General features: G+C 56.4%; 25 protein-coding genes. 16 read left to right on the top strand and 9 right to left on the bottom strand.

Annotated features, from left to right (window positions below; all coding sequences use genetic code 11):
* Positions 1–138: 138 nt before the first annotated feature.
* The 10 genes from hslV to tatC all read left to right on the top strand — a co-directional run bounded on the left by hslV (position 139) and on the right by tatC (position 7583).
* Positions 139–672, top strand: a complete 534-nt coding sequence (hslV, locus tag AC13CY_RS07200; protein WP_044630495.1) for an ATP-dependent protease subunit HslV — start codon at positions 139–141, stop codon at positions 670–672.
* Positions 673–682: 10 nt separating this feature from the next.
* Positions 683–2005: an ATP-dependent protease ATPase subunit HslU gene (hslU, locus tag AC13CY_RS07195; RefSeq protein ID WP_058577130.1), complete on the top strand. Its 1323-nt coding sequence runs from the start codon at positions 683–685 to the stop codon at positions 2003–2005.
* A gap of 87 nt (positions 2006–2092) precedes the next feature.
* Positions 2093–2476 (top strand): gamma-butyrobetaine hydroxylase family protein, encoded by a 384-nt coding sequence (locus tag AC13CY_RS07190; RefSeq protein ID WP_062361965.1) that lies wholly within the window; start codon positions 2093–2095, stop codon positions 2474–2476.
* Between the two features lie 121 nt (positions 2477–2597).
* On the top strand, positions 2598–3353 hold the full coding sequence (ubiE, locus tag AC13CY_RS07185; protein WP_062361961.1) for a bifunctional demethylmenaquinone methyltransferase/2-methoxy-6-polyprenyl-1,4-benzoquinol methylase UbiE: 756 nt from the start codon (positions 2598–2600) through the stop codon (positions 3351–3353).
* 43 nt (positions 3354–3396) lie between these two features.
* Entirely contained in the window at positions 3397–4059 is a 663-nt protein-coding gene (locus tag AC13CY_RS07180; protein ID WP_044630491.1) for a ubiquinone biosynthesis accessory factor UbiJ, read from the top strand.
* On the top strand, positions 4056–5678 hold the full coding sequence (gene ubiB / locus AC13CY_RS07175) for a ubiquinone biosynthesis regulatory protein kinase UbiB (protein WP_287836720.1): 1623 nt from the start codon (positions 4056–4058) through the stop codon (positions 5676–5678). The genes AC13CY_RS07180 and ubiB overlap by 4 nt, the downstream gene beginning before the upstream one ends.
* Positions 5679–5730: 52 nt before the next feature.
* Positions 5731–6078, top strand: a complete 348-nt coding sequence (locus AC13CY_RS07170) for a phosphoribosyl-ATP diphosphatase (protein ID WP_287836721.1) — start codon at positions 5731–5733, stop codon at positions 6076–6078.
* 30 nt (positions 6079–6108) lie between these two features.
* A complete protein-coding gene (tatA, locus tag AC13CY_RS07165; RefSeq protein WP_228168348.1) occupies positions 6109–6381 on the top strand; it encodes a Sec-independent protein translocase subunit TatA in 273 nt (90 codons plus the stop codon).
* A 3-nt stretch (positions 6382–6384) separates the two neighbouring features.
* The gene (gene tatB, locus AC13CY_RS07160) at positions 6385–6804 is read left to right on the top strand and encodes a Sec-independent protein translocase protein TatB (protein ID WP_235253442.1); all 420 of its coding nucleotides are present in this window, start codon (positions 6385–6387) and stop codon (positions 6802–6804) included.
* A complete protein-coding gene (tatC, locus tag AC13CY_RS07155) occupies positions 6801–7583 on the top strand; it encodes a twin-arginine translocase subunit TatC (RefSeq protein ID WP_062361953.1) in 783 nt (260 codons plus the stop codon). Before tatB ends, tatC begins: the two co-directional genes overlap by 4 nt.
* Before the next feature lie 78 nt (positions 7584–7661).
* On the opposite strand, the gene elbB is transcribed toward tatC, so the two are convergent.
* Positions 7662–8321: an isoprenoid biosynthesis glyoxalase ElbB gene (gene elbB / locus AC13CY_RS07150; RefSeq protein ID WP_044630486.1), complete on the bottom strand. Its 660-nt coding sequence runs from the start codon at positions 8319–8321 to the stop codon at positions 7662–7664.
* Positions 8322–8481: 160 nt separating this feature from the next.
* Here elbB and hemB point away from each other — a divergent pair, with 160 nt between their 5' ends.
* Both hemB and ppk1 read left to right on the top strand, forming a co-directional pair.
* Positions 8482–9489, top strand: coding sequence for a porphobilinogen synthase (gene hemB, locus AC13CY_RS07145; RefSeq protein WP_289125240.1), 1008 nt, complete (start codon positions 8482–8484; stop codon positions 9487–9489).
* A 124-nt stretch (positions 9490–9613) separates the two neighbouring features.
* On the top strand, positions 9614–11815 hold the full coding sequence (gene ppk1 / locus AC13CY_RS07140; protein WP_074211509.1) for a polyphosphate kinase 1: 2202 nt from the start codon (positions 9614–9616) through the stop codon (positions 11813–11815).
* Positions 11816–11874: 59 nt separating this feature from the next.
* Here ppk1 and metE read toward each other — a convergent pair whose 3' ends face one another.
* On the bottom strand, positions 11875–14172 hold the full coding sequence (gene metE, locus AC13CY_RS07135) for a 5-methyltetrahydropteroyltriglutamate--homocysteine S-methyltransferase (protein WP_253556809.1): 2298 nt from the start codon (positions 14170–14172) through the stop codon (positions 11875–11877).
* 99 nt (positions 14173–14271) lie between these two features.
* Between metE and AC13CY_RS07130 the strand changes: the two genes are divergently transcribed.
* Positions 14272–15210: a LysR family transcriptional regulator gene (locus AC13CY_RS07130; protein WP_058577124.1), complete on the top strand. Its 939-nt coding sequence runs from the start codon at positions 14272–14274 to the stop codon at positions 15208–15210.
* Here AC13CY_RS07130 and AC13CY_RS07125 read toward each other — a convergent pair.
* Both AC13CY_RS07125 and AC13CY_RS07120 read right to left on the bottom strand, forming a co-directional pair.
* Complete coding sequence (locus AC13CY_RS07125) at positions 15173–16795, bottom strand: ATP-binding protein (RefSeq protein ID WP_288102603.1); 1623 nt, start codon at positions 16793–16795, stop codon at positions 15173–15175. The two genes, AC13CY_RS07130 and AC13CY_RS07125, sit on opposite strands and share 38 nt — an antisense overlap.
* 17 nt (positions 16796–16812) lie before the next feature.
* Positions 16813–17571: a winged helix-turn-helix domain-containing protein gene (locus tag AC13CY_RS07120; protein ID WP_044630480.1), complete on the bottom strand. Its 759-nt coding sequence runs from the start codon at positions 17569–17571 to the stop codon at positions 16813–16815.
* Positions 17572–17800: 229 nt separating this feature from the next.
* On the opposite strand from AC13CY_RS07120, the gene AC13CY_RS07115 reads away from it, so the two are divergent.
* Positions 17801–17941: a hypothetical protein gene (locus AC13CY_RS07115; protein ID WP_162835828.1), complete on the top strand. Its 141-nt coding sequence runs from the start codon at positions 17801–17803 to the stop codon at positions 17939–17941.
* An 83-nt stretch (positions 17942–18024) separates the two neighbouring features.
* On the opposite strand, the gene AC13CY_RS07110 is transcribed toward AC13CY_RS07115, so the two are convergent.
* The 3 genes from AC13CY_RS07110 to AC13CY_RS07100 form a co-directional block, all read right to left on the bottom strand.
* The gene (locus tag AC13CY_RS07110) at positions 18025–18204 is read right to left on the bottom strand and encodes a PLDc N-terminal domain-containing protein (RefSeq protein WP_044630479.1); all 180 of its coding nucleotides are present in this window, start codon (positions 18202–18204) and stop codon (positions 18025–18027) included.
* A 71-nt stretch (positions 18205–18275) separates the two neighbouring features.
* Positions 18276–18791 carry a retropepsin-like aspartic protease family protein gene (locus tag AC13CY_RS07105; RefSeq protein WP_054641533.1) on the bottom strand — a complete coding sequence of 172 codons (516 nt, stop codon included), beginning with the start codon at positions 18789–18791 and terminating at the stop codon, positions 18276–18278.
* Positions 18792–18807: 16 nt separating this feature from the next.
* Entirely contained in the window at positions 18808–20154 is a 1347-nt protein-coding gene (locus AC13CY_RS07100) for an MFS transporter (RefSeq protein WP_089675815.1), read from the bottom strand.
* 136 nt (positions 20155–20290) lie between these two features.
* On the opposite strand from AC13CY_RS07100, the gene AC13CY_RS07095 reads away from it, so the two are divergent.
* Both AC13CY_RS07095 and AC13CY_RS07090 read left to right on the top strand, forming a co-directional pair.
* Positions 20291–20752 carry a substrate-binding periplasmic protein gene (locus tag AC13CY_RS07095; protein ID WP_253556812.1) on the top strand — a complete coding sequence of 154 codons (462 nt, stop codon included), beginning with the start codon at positions 20291–20293 and terminating at the stop codon, positions 20750–20752.
* A 4-nt stretch (positions 20753–20756) separates the two neighbouring features.
* Positions 20757–20978: a diguanylate cyclase gene (locus AC13CY_RS07090; protein WP_058577122.1), complete on the top strand. Its 222-nt coding sequence runs from the start codon at positions 20757–20759 to the stop codon at positions 20976–20978.
* A 39-nt stretch (positions 20979–21017) separates the two neighbouring features.
* Here AC13CY_RS07090 and AC13CY_RS07085 read toward each other — a convergent pair whose 3' ends face one another.
* Together AC13CY_RS07085 and AC13CY_RS07080 are read right to left on the bottom strand one after the other, a co-directional pair.
* Positions 21018–21164: a hypothetical protein gene (locus AC13CY_RS07085; protein WP_164834392.1), complete on the bottom strand. Its 147-nt coding sequence runs from the start codon at positions 21162–21164 to the stop codon at positions 21018–21020.
* 44 nt (positions 21165–21208) lie between these two features.
* Positions 21209–22834, bottom strand: a complete 1626-nt coding sequence (locus AC13CY_RS07080) for a BCCT family transporter (protein WP_483052413.1) — start codon at positions 22832–22834, stop codon at positions 21209–21211.
* Positions 22835–22918: the final 84 nt, after the last annotated feature.

The raw sequence follows: 22918 nt of genomic DNA, 5'->3' as shown, positions 1-22918 counted from the left end.
CTTTATCTGATGGCTTTCGCTTGCGGGCGGTTGATTTTTTATCAGCCGCCCGCATTTTGTTGGGAATCGCTTTTTATACGGCCGCTCGCTGCGGCCGATCAGTCATCGGGAGCGCGTCTCCCCCAAGGAGTTATCTCCATGACCACAATTGTTTCCGTTCGCCGCGGTAACCAGGTTGCCCTAGCGGGCGATGGACAAGTTTCCCTCGGCAACACCGTCATGAAAGGCAATGCCAGCAAAGTACGTCGTCTGTATCGCGGCAAGGTGTTGGCCGGTTTCGCCGGTGGCACCGCCGATGCGTTTACCCTATTCGAGCGTTTCGAAGCGCAGCTCGAAAAGTATCAAGGCCATTTGACCAAAGCCGCCGTCGAACTCGCCAAAGATTGGCGCACCGATCGCGCGCTGCGCCGCTTAGAAGCCCTGTTGGCCGTGGCCGACCACAGCGCCTCGCTGATTATTACCGGTAACGGCGATGTGGTTGAGCCAGAGCGCGGCATTATTGCGATTGGCTCAGGCGGCAACTTTGCCCAGGCCAGCGCCCGCGCACTGCTCGAAAATACTGAGCTGTCCGCTCGCGAGATTACCGAAAAATCCCTCGCCATCGCTGGTGACATCTGCGTATTCACCAATCACCACGTGACGCTCGAAGAGCTGAACATCAACGAACGTTGAGGCCACTTTAATGACCCAGATGACACCCCGCGAAATCGTCCATGCGCTGGATCAGTACATTATCGGCCAGCAAGATGCCAAGCGCGCAGTGGCTATTGCCCTGCGTAACCGCTGGCGTCGTATGCAGCTCGACGACGAGCTGCGCCCGGAAGTTACGCCGAAAAACATTCTGATGATTGGCCCCACCGGCGTGGGTAAAACCGAAATTGCCCGCCGGTTGGCGAAGCTGGCCCGTGCGCCGTTTATCAAGGTAGAAGCCACCAAGTTCACCGAAGTGGGCTACGTGGGCCGCGACGTCGAGTCGATTATCCGCGACCTGATGGAAGCGGCGATCAAGATGGTCCGCGAGTACGCCAAAGAAGAAGTTGGCCACCGCGCCGCAGACGCCGCTGAAGACCGTGTACTCGACGCCCTGCTGCCGCCGCCCCGAGGCCAGGAAGATAAGCCCCGCGAAGATAGCAGCACTCGTCAGACCTTCCGCAAAAAGCTGCGTGAAGGCCAGCTTGACGATAAAGAGATCGATATTGAGATCTCCTCCCACGGCCAAGGCATCGACATCATGACCCCTCCGGGTATGGAAGAGATGACCAGCCAACTGCAGAGCCTGTTCTCCAACATGGGCCAGCAGAAGCGTGAGCAGCGCCGCGTGACCGTGAAAGAAGCGCTGGTGCTACTACGTGATGAAGAGGCTGGCAAACTGGTCAACGAAGAAGAGATCAAAGCCCGCGCCGTGGAAGCCGTCGAGCAGCACGGCATCGTGTTCCTGGACGAGATCGACAAGGTCGCCAAGGGCAGCGGCCAGTCAAGCGGCGGCGAAGTATCTCGGGAAGGTGTGCAGCGTGACCTGCTGCCGCTGATTGAAGGCTCGACGGTGTCGACCAAGTACGGCATGGTCAAAACCGACCACATTCTGTTCATTGCTTCCGGTGCTTTCCACCTGTCGCGCCCTTCAGACCTCATTCCGGAACTGCAGGGCCGCCTGCCGATTCGCGTTGAGCTGGATGCGCTAACGCCGGGCGACTTCAAGCGGATTCTCACCGAGCCTTCTGCCTCACTGACCAAGCAGTACCAAGCGCTGCTGGCAACTGAAGGGCTGGATCTTGAGTTCACCCCGGACGGTATTGAGCGCATTGCCGAAATCTCCTGGCAAGTGAACGAAGGCACCGAGAATATCGGTGCTCGCCGCCTGCACACTGTGCTAGAGCGCCTATTGGAAGAGGCTTCGTTCAAGGGTGGTGATATGGATAGCCCCTTGGTCATCGACGCTGACTACGTCAACGCTCAGCTAGGCGAACTGGCGGTCGACGAAGACCTGTCGCGCTATATTCTGTAAGCGCTAGTATCGGTATAGCCACCGGCAGCTTGTCCGCTTTGCGGGCAGGCTGCTTTTGCTACTTATCGTCACGAGGTTCCCGTATTTATGAACGCCCCGACACCCACACGGGTTCACTACCATAAGCAGGCTCGCGAGCTGGAGTTTGGCTATGCCAACGGTGACACCTATCGACTACCCGTTGAATTTTTAAGGGTTTACTCCCCTTCAGCTGAAGTGCGCGGCCACGGCGGTGACACGGCCGTTCTGCAAGTCGGTAAAAAGGAAGTCGGCCTGCAAAATATTACCCAGGCCGGTAACTACGCGCTCAAACTGCACTTTGATGACGGTCACGACAGCGGCTTGTTTAGCTGGAACTACCTGTTTGACCTTGCCACACATCAAGATGCCTATTGGCAGAACTATCTCAAACGCTTGGAAGAGGCAGGGGCCTCCCGCGAGCCTGCGGGCATTCAATTCAAGCAGCTGTGACGCGGTGCCCCAGGTGAAGCGCAGACAAGCCGGGGTCGGGAAGGCTACAATGTTGCCAACTACTTATTGCGATGACCTAACGGTCGACAACTACCGCCTCGAACTCGGGAGCTAAAGCCCCATGAGCCCCACCGAAAAACGCACTACCCATTTCGGCTACCAAGAAGTGCCGGTCGACGAGAAAGCCTCTCGCGTGGCCGATGTATTCCACTCAGTGGCCGCCCGCTATGACGTGATGAACGACCTGATGTCCATGGGCATTCACCGGGTCTGGAAACGACTCACCATTGAGCGTGCAGGCGTTCGCCCAGGGCACCATGTGCTGGACATCGCTGGCGGCACGGGCGATCTCACCCTAAAGTTCTCCCGCTTAGTTGGCCCGCGTGGCAAAGTCGTTTTGGCCGACATCAATGCCTCCATGTTACGCGTTGGCCGCGACAAGCTGATGGATAACGGCGTAGGTGGCAACGTGGAGTACGTTCAAGCCAACGCCGAGTGCCTACCCTTCCCGGATAACAGCTTCGACTGTATTACCATTGCCTTCGGCTTGCGTAACGTCACCGATAAAGATGCCGCGCTGCGTTCTATGGCACGGGTACTCAAGCCAGGCGGCCGCCTGCTGGTGCTGGAGTTCTCCAAGCCCAACAACCCGCTGCTCTCCAAGGCCTACGATGAGTACTCTTTCCGCCTGCTGCCCAAAATGGGCGAGCTGGTGGCGGGTGACGGCGAAAGCTATCGCTACTTAGCCGAATCAATTCGCATGCATCCGGATCAAGAAACCCTGAAAGGCATGATGGAAGCCGCGGGCCTTGAACGGGTCGAGTACACCAACCTGACCGGCGGGATCGTCGCCCTTCACCGCGGCATCAAGTTATGACACAGCAGCATCAAGCAATCATCCTCTGGCACCAGAGGTCAGCATGCTAATCACCCCGACCCTGCTGCTGGCCGGATGTGAACGCACGTTAAATGCTCTACTTGCCCGCGATCCAGCCGCACCTGCGCGGCTGGCGGCGCTAGCGGGCAGTCGACTGCTGGTTCGGCTTGAGAAACCTCATTTGGCGCTTCTTCTGTGCTACCACGCGACAGGCGTTGATCTGCAACATGGCGATGAGGTGGAAGAGACCGACGTTGATGCCGTGGTGGAACTGACGCCTGAAACGCTCTCCGAATGGCTGAGCGGCGCTTCCATTGAGCGGCTGATGTTCGACGGCAAACTGGCCGTACGCGGGCGCATCCACCTATTGGAAGCGACCCGCGATCTGCTGTTCGATCTGGATATTGATTGGGAGAGCGAACTGGCGCGCTGGCTAGGCGACATGCCTGCTCACTCGCTTGCGGAAGGTATTCGACGTGCGGCCCGCTGGGGGCTGCGTGCCAAAGACGAGCTGCTGCAGGACGTATCGGAGTACGTGTTTGAGGAAGCTCGCCTGCTTCCCGGCCGCCAACAGCGCGACGTGCTCCGCGACCACCTGACCGAGCTTGAGATCGCCACCGACCGTCTGGAAGCGCGACTTAACCGTCTCCATAAGCGACTCACGCAGCCAGCGGAACCATCAACGCCTAAGGAGCAGCGCGGATGAGCCTGCGGCTGTTTAAAATTGTCTGGGTCGTCACGCGGCACCGTTTAGACACTTTGATTCCCGCTGAACGCCTACCGCTATGGATGCGCTTGCTGCTGAAGCTGTCGCCGCTGCAGCTAGTGCCCCTGGGCCAGCGTAGCCGCGGCGAGCGTTTGCGTTTGGCGCTAGAGGCGCTGGGGCCGATTTTTATTAAATTTGGTCAAATGCTCTCTACCCGCCGGGACTTGCTGCCCGAAGATATCGCCGACGAGCTGAAGCGCCTACAGGATCAGGTGCCGCCCTTCCCTGGCGAACTAGCCGCCGCGCGGGTAGAAAACGAGCTGGAGATGACGCTGGCAGAAGCCTTTGCCGCCTTTGATCGCGTGCCATTGGCATCGGCATCAATTGCCCAAGTCCACGCCGCTACACTTCACAGCGGCGAAGACGTGGTGGTCAAGATCATCCGCCCCGGCATTGACCGCATCATGCGTCAAGACATGGGCTTGATGTACCAAGTGGCCAAACTGCTTTCCAAAGTGCCTGAAGCTAGGCGCTTACGGCCGGTCGAAGTAATCCGCGATTACGAGGCGACGCTGTTCGACGAGCTGGACCTCTACAAAGAGGCCGCCAATACCTCGCAGCTCAAGCGTAATTTCAAAGACTCACCGCTGCTGTTTGTGCCGACCATTTACTGGCCCTACACTCGACGCCACGTCATGGTGCAGGAGCGCATTCGCGGCGTGCCGGTCGCCGATTTAGACACCCTGATCGCACGGGGCACAAATTTGAAAAAGCTCGCCGAGCGCGGGGTGGAAATTTTCTTCACCCAGGTGTTCCGCGATAACTTCTTCCATGCGGATATGCACCCCGGCAACATCTTTGTGAACTGCGATGACCCAGACAACCCGCAATATATTGCGATTGACTGCGGCATTGTCGGCAGCTTGACGCGGGAAGATCAGGACTACTTGGCCCGTAACCTGCTGGCGTTTTTCCATCAGGATTACTACGAGGTCGCTGCGCTGCACATTGAATCGGGCTGGGTAGGTGAAAACACCCGCGCCAACGAATTTGCCGCCGCTATCCGCACAGTTTGCGAGCCCATTTTAGAGAAGCCGCTCAAGGACATCTCTTTTGGACAGGTGCTGCTCGGGCTTTTCCAGACCGCTCGGCGTTTTAATATGGAAGTGCAGCCCCAATTGGTGCTGCTGCAAAAGACGCTACTCAATATTGAAGGCCTGGGCCGCCAGCTCTACCCCGACCTGGACCTTTGGAGCACCGCCAAGCCCTATTTAGAGAAGTGGATGAAAGAGCGGGCAGGCATTGGCGGGCTGTGGGAGTCCCTCAAGCGCCAAGCGCCGGCGCTTTCTCATCAACTGCCCGAACTACCGGTGCTTGCCCATCAGGCGCTTAGCCGCATGGAGCATGAGCACCGTCAGCGCCATCAGCAAGTGACAGCGATCAGCCAGATGCGCCGCCAAATGAGTCAGCAAGGTAAGCGCCAGCATCGGCTGCGCATTGGCTTGGCCCTCGTCGCTATTGCGCTGGCTTGGCAGCCACTCAGTAGTTGGGCTGCCACTCAGGATTGGCCGATACTCGCGGCTGCGGGTGCCGGCTTAATCCTGCTGCTTTGGCACTGATACGATGCAATCACTTGACGAAACGACGCCGCCGATTGATAAAGAGAACACCATGACCGACGCTAACCATGTTCCTGTGCTTGACGCCCTTGCTGAGGTTTTAAAGCAGCGCCGCCACGCTAATCCAGAAGATTCTTATGTTGCCTCCTTGCATCATAAGGGTTTGAACAAGATACTCGAAAAAGTCGGCGAAGAAGCCACCGAAACGCTGCTGGCGGCCAAAGATGCCGAGCACGGCAGCGACGAGGCCCGTGAAGTGTTGATCGCTGAAACGGCCGACCTGTGGTTTCATAGCCTTGTTATGCTGTCGCATCTGGATCTCGACCACCAGCGAGTACTCGATGAGCTCGCTCGACGGTTCGGGGTCTCTGGCCACGACGAAAAAGCGTCCCGATCATAACGTTAACCCTGCTCCAATGAGGAAATGCATATGTTAGGTGGTATCAGTATTTGGCAGTTGCTGATTGTTCTGGGCATTATCATCCTGATTTTCGGCACTAAAAAACTGCGTAACGTGGGCACCGACCTTGGCGGTGCAGTGAAGGGCTTTAAGAAAGCCATGCACGACGAGGAGAAAGAAGGCGACAAGAAAGATGCCGACCAGCCTCAAGCGAAAGTGAGCCACGAAGAAGCGGGCAACACCTACGACGTGCAAGCCGAAGAGAAACGCGCCGCTGCCGACCGCGACGAAGAGCGCAAATAAGCCATGCTGGATATCGGCTTTCTTGAACTCATGCTCATTGGTATCGTGGCGCTACTGGTGCTCGGCCCTGAGCGGCTGCCCAAAGCAGCTCGCACGACAGGGTTATGGATCGGCAAGATCAAGCGTACGGTATCCGGCATGCAGCGTGAGATCAGCGCCCAACTGGAAGCGGAAGAGCTGCGGCAAAAGCTGAACGAGCAGCAGAAGAAGCTCGACGATAGCTTGAAGAAAGCCAAGCAGGACGTGGAGAGCATTGCCGAGTCTCCCTCGCCCAGCAGCAATGCGACCGCTAATCAGCAAGCGACCGAGCAGCGAGTAGCAAGCGCCAGTGCCCGGCTAGACGACGCGCTGCAAACGGTGCGTGAAGATACCCCAGCCCCCACTGACAAGGCCGATCATCAAAAGGATAGCAACCACCAATGAGTATGTCTGGCGATTCCCCGGAGCCGCATAACGACCAAAGCCAAGCGCCTCTCATTGAGCATCTCATCGAACTGCGTTCGCGCTTGATGAAGGCCATTGTGGTAATTCTGGTGGTGTTTCTGGGGCTTTACGCGTTTGCGAACGACATCTACAGTTTTGTGGCCGACCCACTGATGTCGCTGCTCCCAGAAGGCTCACAGATGATTGCCACCGAGGTGGCTTCTCCCTTCTTAGCGCCGTTCAAGCTCACCCTGGTGGTGGCGGTCTTTATTGCTATCCCCTTTGTGCTGCATCAGGCCTGGGCCTTCGTCGCGCCAGGGCTTTACGACAACGAAAAAATGTTGGCCATACCGATTTTAGTATCCAGCGTGGCGTTGTTTTATGCCGGTGCGGCCTTTGCTTACTACGTGGTGTTTCCGTTGCTGTTTGAGTTTTTCACCCAAACCGGCCCGGAAAACGTTGCGGTAATGACCGACATCAACCAGTACCTCAACTTTGTACTGAAGCTGTTCTTTGCGTTTGGGGTGGCCTTTGAGATTCCCATTGCCACCTTCCTGCTGATTTTATCTGGTGCCACAACCGTTGAGAGTCTCTCCAAAAAGCGACCTTACATTGTTTTAGGCTGCTTTGTGGTGGGTATGCTACTGACACCGCCGGATGTTATCTCCCAAAGCCTGCTGGCAATCCCTATGTATCTTTTATATGAGGTTGGTTTGCTCTTTGGCCGCTTGGTCCGCAAGCGCCGCGCAGAAGCAGACGCCGAAGATCAGGAGTCGTAAGCTCTCTGCGTGCCCGGTACTAAAAAGCCTCTGTCATCCCAGGATGACAGAGGCTTTTCCCCTACTAAGCGCTGACACTTAGCCCATCATTTCATCAATGCGGTCTACCAGCTTAAAAATACCGGTAGCGGCTTCACTGATACGCGTAGCGAGCATATATGCTGGCGTTGTCACTACACGATGCTCATGATCCACCACAATCTCTTCTACGCCACAGCTGCGATGCAGGCCACCCATCGCGCTAATGGCCCCGGCGACGCCCGGATCATGCCCAATGGTGACCGCAATGCCATCGCCCAACAGGCGCGGAACCATCACCGGGGCAATGCACATTAAACCGATGGGCTTGGCATCCTCTTTAAATCCGGCTAACGCCTCTTTGACGCTCTCCAGCACCTGCATGCTGTCACTCTGCATGGCAAAATCAGAGAGATTTTTGGCCACGCCAAAGCCACCCGGCACGATCACTGCATCGAACTCATCAGAATCGAGTTCGGTAATCGGGCTAATATCACCACGGGCCAAACGGGCAGACTCCTGCAGCACATTGCGGGTTTCGCCCTCTACCGGCGCTTGGTCTAGGTGATTAATCACATGGTGCTGAGCCACATCCGGGGCAAAGCAGCGATAACCGATCCCCAGCTGGTCAAGGCGTAACAGCGTCAGGGTGGTCTCGTAAATTTCCGAGCCATCAAACACGCCACAACCCGCCAATACGATTGCTACCTGCTTCGTCATACCTATCTCCTTGTCCAAGCCATCTCTGTGGCTGAATGGCTCACTTTAGTCAGTCTCTATTGCCGCCACAAGGCGGCTTTCGCTGTACGGCATGCCTGATATACTCCCACCAAGCCCTGATACACGGGGCGCCCACGATGCGATTGCCTGGAGAGAGCCGTTGAATACCTCAAGCCCACGCCACTTCCCCGCTACCCGAATGCGCCGTATGCGTCGGGATGACTTCTCGCGCCGCTTGATGCAAGAGTCGACGCTAACGCCCAACGACCTTATCCTGCCGGTATTTGTTCTGGAAGGTGAAAATCAGCGTGAAGCGGTGGCCTCCATGCCCGGCGTCGAGCGCCTCTCGATTGACCTGCTGATTGAGCAGGCCCGCGAAGCCTATGCGCTGGGTATTCCCGCACTGGCGCTGTTCCCGGTGATTGGCCCTGAGCAGAAAAGCGAACTGGCCGAAGAGGCCTATAACGCCAGCGGACTAGTGCAGCGCACCGTTCGTGCACTCAAAGAAGCACTGCCGGAGCTGGGAATCATTACCGATGTGGCGCTGGACCCTTACACCAGTCACGGCCAGGACGGTATTCTGGATGAGCACGGCTACGTTCAAAACGACCGCACCGTCGACACGTTACTCAAACAAGCGCTCTCCCACGCGGAAGCAGGCGCCGATGTAGTGGCCCCTTCCGATATGATGGATGGCCGCATTGGTGCCATTCGCCAAGTGCTGGAGCAGGAGCATCTGCATAACGTGCGCATTATGGCCTACAGCGCCAAGTATGCTTCCCACTATTACGGCCCCTTCCGCGATGCGGTCGGCTCAGCCGCCAATCTGGGCAAAGCGGACAAGCGCACCTATCAGATGGACCCTGCCAACAGCGATGAAGCGCTGCACGAAGTGGCCATGGACATTGCCGAAGGTGCCGACATGGTCATGGTCAAACCGGGCATGCCCTACCTGGATATGGTACGCCGAGTGAAAAGCGAGTTCCAAGTGCCTACCTTTGCCTACCAGGTCAGCGGTGAGTACGCCATGCACCGTGCAGCGTTCGATAACGGCTGGCTAGAAGCGGAGCCAGTGATTCTGGAGTCGCTGATGTGCTTTAAGCGCGCTGGGGCCGACGGCATCTTGACCTACTTTGCCCTAGAGGCCGCTCGCCTGCTGCAGCGTTAACCCTCATTTATGCCATTAAGATGACAAATCGGTGACACCTATTTGTCATCTTCCCCCTGCATACTCACCCTAATAAACATTAAAACGCTATGATGAGTACGAGCCACTACCGCGGGGGGCAACCATGGACGACAACGCTATAGATTCCACGCCAGCATTACCAGTACCGCCCAATGAGCAAATGAGCGGCGAAGCCGATATTGCACCGCTGCGTATTAACCGCACACCCACCGGGGTTCAAGCAAAAGAGTCACATACTGAAGCTGACCTTGACGATCCGCAGCTCTACTTTAACCGCGAGCTTTCTCACCTACAGTTTAATATTCGTGTATTAGAGCAGGCGTTAGACGATGCGCACCCACTGCTCAACCGGCTAATGTTCCTGCTGATTTTCTCCTCCAACATGGATGAGTTTTTCGAGATTCGTGTGGCGGGATTAAAACATCAAATGGCCTTGGGCGATGACACCACCGCTGCTGATGGCCGCCTGCCCAAAGCCGTGCTGGCTGAGATTTCCGAGATTGCTCACCAACAGATTGCCCGTCAGTACGAGATCCTCAACGACACGCTACTGCCTGCACTAGAAGCCCAGGGGCTGCGTTTCCGCCGCCGCGACCAGTGGACCGACGCTCAAAAAGCTTGGGTGCGGGACTTTTTCGATAACGAAATCATGCCGGTGATTAGCCCCATTGGCCTGGACCCATCACACCCGTTCCCACGGCTGGTGAATAAGAGCCTCAACTTTATTGTCGAACTTGAAGGCAAAGATGCCTTTGGCCGAGCGGGCGGCATGGCGATTCTGCCCGCCCCACGCTCGCTGCCGCGCCTAATGGCGCTGCCCAAGGAGCTTTGCGCCGATGGCTTCTCTGAGTACGTATTCTTATCGTCAATGATTCACGCCCATGCCGAAGAGCTCTTTCCTGGCATGCGCGTGCGGGGCTGCTACCAGTTCCGCCTGACCCGCAACGCGGACATGACCGTTGATCCTGAAGAGGTATCCGATCTTGCCTCGGCCCTGCGTGGGGAGCTGCTGGCCCGGCGCTACGGCAGCGGCGTGCGTTTGGAAGTCGCCGACAACTGCCCGGACGATTTGACCAACTTCCTACTGCGCCAGTTTGACTTGGAGAGCGGTGATCTTTATCGCGTTCAGGGGCCCGTAAACCTGACCCGCATGATGGCAGTGCTGGGCGATGTGGACCGTCCCGAGCTGCTCTACCGCCCGTTTGCCCCCAGCGTGCCCAAAGCGCTGAAAGGCGGCAGCTTATTTAGCGCCATCGCCAAAAGCGATATATTGCTGCACCACCCCTTCCAGTCTTTCTCTCCCATTGAGGATTTGCTGCGGGAAGCCGCCCGGGACCCGGATGTGCTGGCCATCAAGCAAACGCTTTACCGCACCGGCTCAGACTCCCCCATCGTCAGCGCGCTGGTCGACGCTGCTAGTCAGGGTAAAGAGGTGACGGTGGTGATTGAGCTGCGGGCACGCTTTGACGAGGCGGATAACCTGCAACTGGCCTCGCGCTTGCAGGAGGCAGGGGCTATCGTGATTTACGGCATTATGGCGTACAAGACCCACGCCAAGATGCTGCACATCGTGCGCCGTGAAAAAGGTGAGCTGCGCCACTATGCGCACCTGGGCACCGGCAACTACCACTCAAAAACCGCCAAGCTCTATACCGACTACAGCCTGCTTACCGCCAACGAGGCGCTTTGTGCCGACGTGCATAAAGTCTTTCAGCAGCTCTCGGGCATGGGCAGGGCACGCAAGATTGATACGCTGCTGCATGCGCCTTTTACGCTGCACGAGCGCTTAGTCGAGATGATTGATCGGGAAGCCCAGGTGGCACGTAAAGGGAAACGCGGCCATATCATCATCAAGTGCAACTCGCTGACCGAACCCAAGTTGATCAAAGCGCTATATCGCGCCTCTCAAGCGGGCGTGGAGTGCGATCTGATCATTCGCGGCATGTGCTGCCTGAAGCCGGGCATCCCCGGCGTATCCGACAACATTCGCGTACGCTCGATCATTGGCCGCTTCCTCGAGCACACCCGGGTGTTCCACTTCCATAACGACGGCAAGCCAGAAATCTGGTGCTCCAGCGCGGATTTCATGTCGCGCAATATGTTCCACAGGGTAGAGACCTGCTTCCCGCTGCTGGATAAGAAACTCGCCACCCGCGTTCGCAAAGACCTGGAGACCTACCTGGTGGATAACTGCCAGAGCTGGCTACTGCAAAGCGACGGCAGCTACCAGCTACAGGACCCCGGCAGCGGCGACGCGATCAGCGCTCAGGAAACCCTGCTGTACGCTTACGCCTCTAAGAGCTAATGCAAAAACCCCGCTGCACTTAGTAGCGGGGTTAATAGCAGCCGAGCAACCCACCTGGCTTAAGCGTAGCGCTGACGCAGCTGCTCAGCGGCCTCCACCATATTGGCCAGGGCAGGCTCTACCTCGGCCCATCCACGGGTTTTCAATCCGCAATCCGGGTTGACCCATAGACGTTCGGCCGGGATTTTCTCCAGCGCTTTCTCCATCAGTGCCACCATCCACTCCACCTCGGGAATATTTGGCGTGTGGATATCGTAGACGCCCGGCCCAATTTCATTGGGGTAGGCAAAGTCCTGAAACGCATCCAGCAGCTGCATATCTGAGCGCGACGTCTCGATGGTGATCACATCGGCATCCAGCGCGGCAATGGCGCCAATGATGTCGTTGAACTCTGAATAGCACATATGGGTATGAATCTGAGTGCTGTCGGCCACGCCTGCCGCGCTTAGCTGGAAGCTCTCAACAGCCCAATCCAAATAGCGCTGCCACTCGCTCTGGTGCAACGGCAGCCCTTCCCGCAGCGCTGGCTCGTCAATTTGAATCACATGGATACCCGCTTTTTCCAGGTCACACACTTCGTCGCGCAGCGCCAGGGCGATCTGGCGGCAGGTGGTGGCGCGGGGCTGGTCGTCACGCACAAACGACCACTGTAAGATCGTCACCGGCCCGGTGAGCATGCCTTTCATCGGCTTTTCGGTCAGCGATTGGGCGTACTCGCTCCAGCGTACGGTCATCGCCGTGGGGCGGGTCACGTCACCAAAGATAATCGGCGGTTTCACACAGCGGGAGCCATAGCTCTGCACCCAGCCAAAGCGGGTAAACGCAAAACCGTCGAGCTGCTCGCCAAAGTACTCCACCATATCGTTACGTTCGGCTTCGCCGTGCACCAGTACGTCCAAGCCAAGCGCTTCCTGGCGTTCCACCGCGTAGGCGATCTCTTCGCGCATCCGCGCTTCGTAGTTCGCTTGGCTTAGCTCACCGGCCTTGAAAGCACGACGTGCGGCACGAATGGCATCCGTCTGTGGGAACGAGCCAATCGTGGTGGTGGGGAACAGCGGCAGTGCCAGCAGCCTGCGCTGGGCCTGCACACGCTGGGCATAGGGCGATTGACGCTGACTATCCTGAGACGTGATAGCGGCTAGCCGCTCGCTCACCGCAGGCTGGTGAATACGCGTCGACTCCCGGCGCGTATCCAAGGCGCGGGTTGCCTCGCTCAAACGCTGCTCGTCTTCCGGCGTAGCACGGTTATCAATCAGTCGCGCCAGCGTGACCACTTCATCCAGCTTCTGGCGAGCAAACGCCAGCCAGTTCACCAGCTCAGCGTCCAGCTCGGTCTCTTGACGCAGGTCGACCGGCACGTGAAGCAGCGAGCAGCTAGGCGCGAGCCACAGCCGCTGGCCCAACCGCACTTTCAGCGGCAGCAGGCGCTCACGCAGTGCTGCCAAATCGGCCCGCCAGATATTCCGACCATCCACTAAACCTACCGAGAGCACCTGATGCGGGCTTAACCGATCAATCACGCTCTCCACCTGCTCAGGAGCACGCACGGCATCAATATGTAGGCCCTCTACCGGTAGCCGCGTGGTGAGCGAAAGATTGTCGCCCAGCGCGCCGAAGTAAGTGGCCACCAGCAGCTTCAGCGGGGCCGACTGCAGGCGATGGTAAGCACGCTCGTAGGCCTGCTGCCAGGCCAGTGGCAAATCCTGTACCAGCGCAGGCTCGTCTAGCTGCACCCACTCAATACCCTGAGTCGCTAGGCGGGAAAGCGTCTCGCTGTAAACATCCAGTACGCTATCAAGAAGCTCAAGACGGTCAAACTCACTGCCCTTGGTTTTGCCTAGCCATAGCCATGTCAGCGGCCCGGTCAGCGTTACTTTAGGCGTAAAGCCCGCTTTTAGAGCTTCATCTACCTCGTCAAACAGCCGCGTAGAGGCTAAGGTAAATGTCTGCCCTGGATGAAGCTCAGGCACTAGGTAGTGGTAATTGGTATCAAAATATTTAGTCATCTCGCAGGCGGCCGCCGGGGTACCGCTTGGCGCGCGGCCACGGGCCATGCGAAAGGCGGTGTCCAGGTCGACGTGGCCTGCGTTTACCTCGTCTTGGGCTTGAAAGCGGCTAGGCACCGCGCCCAGCATTACGGAAACGTTTAGCACTTGGTCATAAAATGCGAAATCACCCACGCTGACCATATCCAAGCCCGCGGCTTGCTGGGTTTGCCAGTGGGCAAGCCGTAGCGCTTGGCCAACGGCTTCTAGTTCGTCACGGCTAACGTCGCCCTTCCAGTAAGCTTCAGTGACTTTTTTCAGTTCGCGCTGAGCGCCAATGCGGGGATAGCCGAGAATATGAGAAACTGTCATGATGATTCCTTCCAACGTGAATGATTTCACACAGTTTGAGTGCCGCATAAACGTGAATCAAACTAAAGATTTTAATATCAAACATGAAAAACACTCACAATGATTGAATTACGCCATTTGCGCACGCTGCTGGCCCTACGCGAAACTGGCTCGCTGGTAGAAGCCGCTGAGCGGGTGCACTTAACGCAGTCGGCCCTCTCACACCAATTGAAAGATCTAGAAAGTCGCGTGGATAGCGCGCTGTTTGTGCGCAAGACCCGTCCGGTAGAATTCACGCGGGCAGGGCTTCGGCTACTGGCGCTGGCCGATGAGATTTTGCCGGAAGTTCGCAAAGCGGAGCGGGACCTGGCCCGATTAGCGGGCACCGAGCAGGGGCGGCTCCACATGGCCATCGAGTGCCATAGCTGCTTTCAGTGGCTCATGCCCACGGTGGATTACTTCCGCGACCACTGGCCGGAAGTGGAGATCGATATTCCCAGCGGGCACCATTTCGACCCGCTGCCTGCCTTGGCCCGTGAGCAGCTGGATTTAGTCATTACCGCCGACCCTCAGCCGCTGGAAGGCGTTCACTACGTGCCGCTGTTTCGCTATGAGGGGCTGCTAGCGGTTGCCCGGCAACACAGCTTTGCGGGCCAACCCTATATTGAGCCTAGCGCGCTGGCCGAGGAGACACTGATCACCTACCCAGTGGAGCAGTCGCGCCTGGATGTCTTCACCCAATTTTTGGCCCCAGCCAACGTGCGCCCTAAAGAGATTCGCACCGCAGAGCTGACGATTATGATGATGCAGCTGGTGGCCAGTGGCCGCGGCGTATGTGCGCTGCCCAACTGGGCGCTCACGGAGTATTTAGAGCGCGACTACGTCAGCGCGGTGAAGCTAGGCGAGCACGGCATCTGGAGCACGCTCTATGCCGCTATTCGTGAGGAGTCGGCGGAAGCGCCGTGGATGCAGGACTTTTTGCGTACCGCCAAGGAGACCTCCTTTGCGGTGCTGTCAGGAATTAAACCGGCGAATCGCGACGAGGAATCAGCAGCGTAAAGCGTGCGCCGCCCAGCGCAGGGCTGCTATCTACGGTGACGCTACCACCGTGGCCTGCCATGATTTTTTGCACAATCGAGAGACCAAGGCCGTAGCCACCAGAACTGCGGGCGCGGCTATCGTCCAGGCGCGCAAAGGGTTTGAAGATATCGGCTCGGGCATCGAAGGGAATGCCTGGGCCGTCATCTTCTACATCTATACGCACTAAGCGCGGCTCATCCCACAGGCGAATCACCACTTGAGATTTGCCGTAGCGGCAAGCATTGCCCACTAGGTTTTGTAGTGCCCGCTGCAGGTAGCGCGGCTCTGCCAACAGCTCAATATCAGGCCCCGGCACCAGGGTTAAGGTCTGCCCGCTGTGCAGCGGTGCTAGCGTATCAATCACCCGCTCCGCCATAGACCGGCACTCCACCAACGCCATTTCCAGCTCTGCGCCATTGACCGTTTCGCCACCTAGGCGCGCATAGGTCAAAATTTCGTCCACTAACTCATCCAGTTCAGCAATATCTGCATCAATACCCTGGAGCTGACGCTGAATGGCGGGTTGATCGGTCATGTCCTCGACCATCTGCACCGCAAAGCGGATGCGTGCCACCGGAGTGCGTAGCTCGTGGGAGACAGCGCGAATCATCTCTTGCTGACCACGCAGTAGGCTCTGCACTTGGTTCGCCATGCCATTAAAGGCCATCCCCAAGCGCCCCAGAAAGTCGCCGCTTTCCACTTTGACGCGGGTTTCCAACCGGCCACTGGCAATACGGGTTGCCGCCAGCTCTAGCCGCGCCATGCGCGACTCGATGCTGCGCATAATTAGATAAATGATCAGGCTTAGCACGACCATCAGCGCCACGAGCAGCGGCAAGTGCAAATTGCGCGGCAGCGTATCGCCTCGGGAGATAGGCCCAGCCTGAAGCCACTGGTCGGCCTCTCCCGAGGCATTAGGCAATTGATAAAGTAGCGTAATCGATAGCTTGTCTGTCACTAGCCGGGTTATCACACCCCCGAGCGCTAGCTGAAACTGCTGTTCGGTGGTTAAGTCATCGGGTAGTGCATTCAACAGGCTTAGCGGCCAACTGCCGGGGCGAAGCTGAGCGAGAGCATCAAGCCTCTCTTCACTGGGCATCGCAGAGAGCCACTCCCCCAGTAAAACCATGCTGCCCTGCCACTGGCGTTCGCTCCAAGCGTCAAACGTGGCTTCCAGCACCCATAGCTCCCCGCTGGTGTTAGCCGTGGGCAGCCGCTGGCGCAGTTGCCAAGGCTCTTCTGCCACTAACACCGCGCCCCGCTCAATTCGCGACCGCTCGAAATAGCCTAACTGGGCGTCGTTCATGTCGCGCAGCACCAGCTGCATGCCTAGCTGCTCGGAAAAATCGCCTAACAGTGTTTCACGCTCATCTATGGGCACGCTGGCAAGCTGCTGTGTCATTAATGACATAGGCAGCGCGGCGAGCTGTTCGCGATAATCTTCCCGGCGCACCTGCTCTATAAAAGAACGCCCCCCTAGCGCAATAAAAAACACCACGCACAGCGCTAGGCCCAGCAGTAGGTAGAAGCGTAAAAACGAGCCGTGGCTAAGCACTCGCCGCATTAGGCGACCTCTCTTGTTTAACTGTCTTTAACAAACAGATAGCCTTTACTGCGCACGGTTTTAATACGGTGCGGCTGGTTAGGGTCGTCGCCAATTTTTGGGCGAATACGCGATACGCGCACATCAATAGAGCGGTCTTGGCCGTCGTATTTAATGCCTCGCAAGTCGCTGAAAATCTCTTCGCGGGTCAGCACACGGCCAGCATTACGCGCTAGCAGCCACAGCAGGTCGAATTCTGCGCTGGTCAGGTCGATACGCTCACCGGAGAGCCAGGCTTCCCGCGTGGCGTTATCAATCTCCAGGTTCTCAAACTTAAGGCGCATTTCACCATCGGGGGCTGGCGCGTCCGCGCGACGCAGAAGCGCACGCATACGGGCTAGCAGCACGCGGGGCTGCACCGGTTTGGGCACATAGTCATCCGCGCCCATTTCTAGCCCGAGCACTTGATCAAGGTCATCAGTGCGGGCAGTCAGCATCATGATGGGGCCAGCAAAGTTGGGCCGCACGCGGCGGCAAATGGCCAAACCATCTTCACCGGGTAGCATCAGATCCAAAATCACTAGATCCGGCTGCAGCGTTAAAATACGATCTACGCCTTTGGCACCATCCGCTTCTAGCGTCACTTGAAAGCCGTTTGCTTCCAGATAATCGCGGGTGAGCTCGGCCAAGCGCTGATCATCTTCAATAATCAGCACATGATCCTGGTCAGGGTAGTCGGGAGTTACCGATTCCTGCGCCCCAAGTGCTTGAAACTGCTGTTCCAAATGATCTACCATCCTTTTTCTTCACTCCGCTTAGGCAGTTTGTGTTATCACCCGCTCACCCTGTGCAAAAGCAGGTTGTGGATAGCTTCCAGGATACCTTAAAACCTTGCAAACGCCTGCCCCTTGATTAGCGTTGCGTATGCATCCTAGTTAGAGGGCGTCTTGAGCAACTTGATTCTTCCACCACCAAGCGCTAATGTGAGGTGGCGAACTGTCGACAATCGGACAGGAGGAGATCGCCATGGGAGATGGCAAAGCCAAAAGTGTCATTAAGCGTGTCTATGTACCAACGCAAGTGCGCGACCTGCCCAACGGAGAGAAGTTAAAAATTCCCGGGCACTACAAAGCGCCGCCCAGCGAAAGCAACGATTCGCTCGATTAACGATGCGCATATAAAGAAAAGGCAGGCCTGTCGAGGCCTGCCTTTTTAATACGCCTTCATGTACGCCTTCATGGTTAAGATGGCTATCCCTTGGGGCCGAACAGGAACCAAGCAATCAACCCCACCAGGGGAAACACCAGTAGCGCGATAATCCATAGCAATTTGGCAAGCCCGCTAGCCGAGCTTTTTGCCACTTTAACGATGGCCCATACCACAATGATGAGCCAAATAAGACCGAGCAAACCACCGACTTCAATACCCATAGCAACTCCTTAGCGTGTTGGCATCCATGAGTCTTCAGCTAAGCACATGACTGCAGTGCGCACAAGTCGCCCTAAGGCTCTGGCAAGCGCAGCACCATCTCCCCGCCGCGAATCTCAATCGCTAGCTGGTTTAAAAAGCTCATCCCAAGCAGCACCGTATCGCGCTCCATGCCGGGGCTGATAGAGCCCTGCACGTTGTTCATCTGAATACCGCCCAGCACTACTTCATCTAGCTGAGTCAGATTACCCTCGACACGGCCATTGGCGGTGTTAAACCAAGCACGACGCCCTGGCGCTAAGCTTAGCCTTTTAGCTAGCTCACTAGGCACCGCTACATAAGTGGCGCCTGTATCCAACAAAAACGTCACAGGCTCACCGTTGATCTGACCCGGTGCTTCAAAATGGCCTGCTCGGTTACGCTTTAGTGTTACCGGGCCATTGTCTGGGGAGGTATTCATGATGTTCACGTTAGGGTGCAGCATGTCGTCAAGACCGCCCTGAATCCACCACGTTCCTACCGCCATTAACAGCACCCAAAATAGCAGCATCATCACAATGCCGCCCTGCTGTGGCCTGTGTCTTGCCATTATTCACCTCACGGCATCAAGAACTTTTCCAGGCCACTGCCGCCTCACGGCCACGGCGCTCATTGACGCCTACGCAAATTAGCATCGCTGCAATAAATAGCCCAACACATAAAAGAATAGACGCTTGAAGGCCAATCAGCGTTTGCAACACCCCTAACATGACGATGCCCAGCACCCCCGCCAGTTTGTTTGCCAAGCCCCAGAAGCCAAAAAACTCCGCTGATTTTTCCAGCGGTGAAAAGACACCCACCAGCGCGCGGCTGGCCGACTGGCTAGAGCCTAAACTCAACCCGGCTAAGCAGCCGACCACTAAAAACAAGTGCTGTGCCTGCCACTGCCACCCAAACTGCTGATTGAGCCACTCGGTTAACGCCGGAGTTGCCCAGATCGCGACAATAGCCGCAACCCAGAGAGCAAGTGTCATTTGATAAGTGTGTTTAGCGCCCAGTTTATCTTGTAAAAACCCAAATCCGATGGCTCCCGCAGCAGCGGTGACCTGCACAATAATAAACATGATATTGCGCACGCTCTCATCCCAGCCAATCACCTGGGCCCCGTAGATAAAAGCAAAAGCGATAATGATGTAAACGCCTGCCATCGAAAATAGAAGTGACACTAAGAAAACGCTTAAGTCTTTGAAGTAGCGCAGCTCATGAAAAGTACCCAAAATCCTCTGCTGGGCAATTTGCCGATAAGAAACGCCATGGGGTTTAGGTACGCCGCGCTCTTTCAGCCATAAAAAAGTGGGAATCGCCGCCACTAAAAAGAACCCTGCTGCAAAAGGTCCTACCCAGCGAATACGCTCAAAATTGTCAGCCGTTGCCTCTCCTAGCACAATCAGCGTAAACCCTGCGGCCAATAGGCCGCCAATATAGCCCAATGCCCAACCAAAGCCGGAAATTTTACCCAGCGCACCCGGCGGCCCTAACTCTGGCAGAAAAGCGGCAATAAATGACTCTCCCATGGAGTAGGCGTAGTTTGAGAGTACGATTAACAGAAGGCCTAACACCACGTAGCCGGGCTCAACGAAGTAGAGCATGGCCGTGGTTGCCACCGTAGCCATGTAGCTAAACAGAAGAAAGCGCTTTTTTTCAGCACGGTAATCCATGATGGCGCCACACAGGGGAGCGCTGATCACCACCAGTAAATAACTGATGGCTAAGGCCAAGCTCCATAAAAAGTTCGCTAAGCGGTAGCCATCGTTCCGCTCACCGACAATCACCGTGGTAAATAGCTCACCAAATACCACGGTAATAATGAGGAGCGTGTAGGCTTGATTGGCAAAATCAAACATTGCCCAGCCGAAAATTTCGCGCCGCGTAGCGTAGGGGGACGAGGCAGGCGTAGCAGTTGCAGACGGCATATCAGCACTCGCTTAAAAAGAGTTCTAAGACTATCAGTTAGCCGCATCGCACGGCTATAGACAGCGTTAACAGAATAGAGGTGACAGAAATACAAAGTTACTCTAACTTTGCTAGGTAAAATTAGCAGATAAGGCTTTGCGTACAAAACCTAACTTCCGGATACTTCCCTGGGCACGTTCCTACACCGAAGCAAGGCTACGTGACTATCACTGCGTCTACTCCACTACCCGTACGGCTGAAAGAGAACGGCAGTTTCACTGGGTAGGGCCACTTGTAATTAACGAATGGTCTGCTTTTGGCCTCGCCGAACGGCAGCTTGAGCTGACGCAGCTTAGCGAGTTACACGAATGGAAAGTCGGTAGTTTCCGCGAGGATGCCGTGGGAGATTACGTTGCGAGCAAAGGCATTAACGTGTTGCGAGCGCCCACTGAGCGGGAAAACATGGCACGTTTATCCGCAGGCTTGCTTGATGTGATTGTGACGGGGAGGGCCACAGGGGAGTATCTTGCCAAGGAGCTGGAGCTCGCCATTGAGTACTTATTCACCTTTTATTACGCACCGCTTTATCTGTGTACTGCCTGGCAAAGATGCCAATGAGGCGATGAATATTGCCAACTGCCTGCGCCAAGCCATTCTGTCACTGGCTATTCCCCATGCCTACTCCAGCACTCATTCGCACCTAACGGCTAGCATGGGCATTGCCACCACAACACCTGAGCAGCCGCTTAGCCCTGATGACCTGCTCAACAAAGCAGATCAACAGCTCTACCATGCCAAACGACGCGGCAGGAACCGCATTGAGATACACGAACGCCCGGCGTAATCGGGCGTTGTAGGCATCCATCGGCTCTACGTCACAGCGTCACAGCAACCAGTGGGCAATGACCGCTGACAAGCCGACCACCATCGCAGTGACTACCGCAACGGTGACCACCCGATCTAACCAACGGTCGAAGGCAGCCCCTTTTGGCTGCCTTCGCGTTGCCCCGTGACGTCCCTGTCGAGCCATTAGCACGCAGTTTCCATAGGTGCTTCCTCTATCGAAGCCGTTGTTTAGCTATTAATACGCCGATTGACCACGCTGGGCGCACGGCGCAGACGCTCCTCTTCCCCTAACTGCTCCGCCTCAAAGGCATCAGCACCCACGGGGGTCTCACCGTGGCGACGGTAGAGCTGGGTCAGCATCGCTTTACGATCCGCACGCAGCTCGCGTACCAGCACAATCACCATCATATACAGAATAAAGGTAAACGGCAGCGCTGACAGCACGGCCGCTGACTGCAGGCCAGAAAGGCCACCCGCCACGATAAGCGTAAGGCAAATCGCCGCGATCAGCACGCCCCATACCACGCGTTTATAGAGTGGTGGATTGATAGAACCATTATCCGTCATCTGCGCCACAATATACGAAGCGGAGTCTGCTGAGGTCACCAGGAAAATAAAAATTAGCAGCATGGCCAACACGGAGAGCACGCCCGAGAACGGCATCAAATCAAACATCTCAAACAGGGCGCCGGTGATGTTTGCTTCGGTGGCCGCAGCCAGGCCTACATCGGTGCCGTTCAGCTCCAGGTTAAGCGCTGCACCACCAAATACGCCGATCCACAAGCACGCCAAAAGCGGCGGCACAAAGAGCACCCCAAATACGTACTCTTTAATAGTGCGCCCGCGAGACACACGTGCCACAAAGGTGCCCACAAAGGGCGACCAGGCAATCACCCAAGCCCAGTAGAAGATGGTCCAGCTACTAGCCCACTGGTTGTCGCTATAGGGTGAAATGCGCAGGCTCATGCCAATAAAATTCTGCAGATAGTCGCCAATGCCTAGCGTAATCGTTTCCAAAATAGCAATGGTCGGGCCGGTGAACAGCACGTAGAGCATCAAACCGATACACAGCGCCATATTTAAGTTAGACAGGCGCTTAATGCCTTTATCCAAACCAGACCAAGTAGATGCCATGTAGGCGCAGAACATCACAAATAGAATGACAAATTGCCAAAACCCATTCTCCGGCAAGCCAAATACCGCGTTAAGACCGCCATTCATTTGTAATACGCCAAGCCCTAGTGATGTCGCCACCCCCATCACGGTAGCCACCACCGCAAAAACATCTAACCAGGAAGCGTAGGGGCGCACATGGGGGTGCTTGGCCGTGACCGACGAGAGCACTGAAGACACCAAACCCGCCTGCCCCTTACGGAACTGAAAGTAAGCAATAATCAAACCCACCACGGAGAATGCCGCCCACTGGTGAATTCCCCAATTAAAATAGCTGTACTGGATGGCGTAGCGTGCAGCCGCTTCGCTCTCTGCCGGGACATCGCCGTAAGGCGGGTTAATGTAGTGCGTCATGGGCTCTGCCATGCCGTAAAACACCAGCCCTACCCCAAAGCCTGCGGCCAATAGCATGCTGATCCATGAGAAAAAGCTGTAGCTGGGCGTACTGTCCTGGGGTCCCAGACGTACTTTGCCGTATTTACTGAGCGCCAGGCCAATCAGGAACACCACAAAGCCAAATACAGAGAAGAGATAGAACCAGCCAAATAGCTCGGTAATTGATGTGAGGGCGGCCTCAGCAGCATTACCAAACGCGACAGGAAACGCGGCCCCCACAATCACTAAGCCGAAAATAATCACTGCCGATGCGATAAACACCGACTTCCCTCCATGATTTGTCATAGCACCACCCTGGTTAATGAAAATACTGGTTAATAAATGCGTGGATTTATAAAAACACGGCTCTTCATTTTAGTGCGCTCAATT

It is taken from the genome of Vreelandella sp. L-15 (assembly GCF_056857635.1).
The sequence above is the reverse complement of the archived record's forward strand: the minus strand, read 5'-3'. Positions and strand labels throughout refer to the sequence as shown.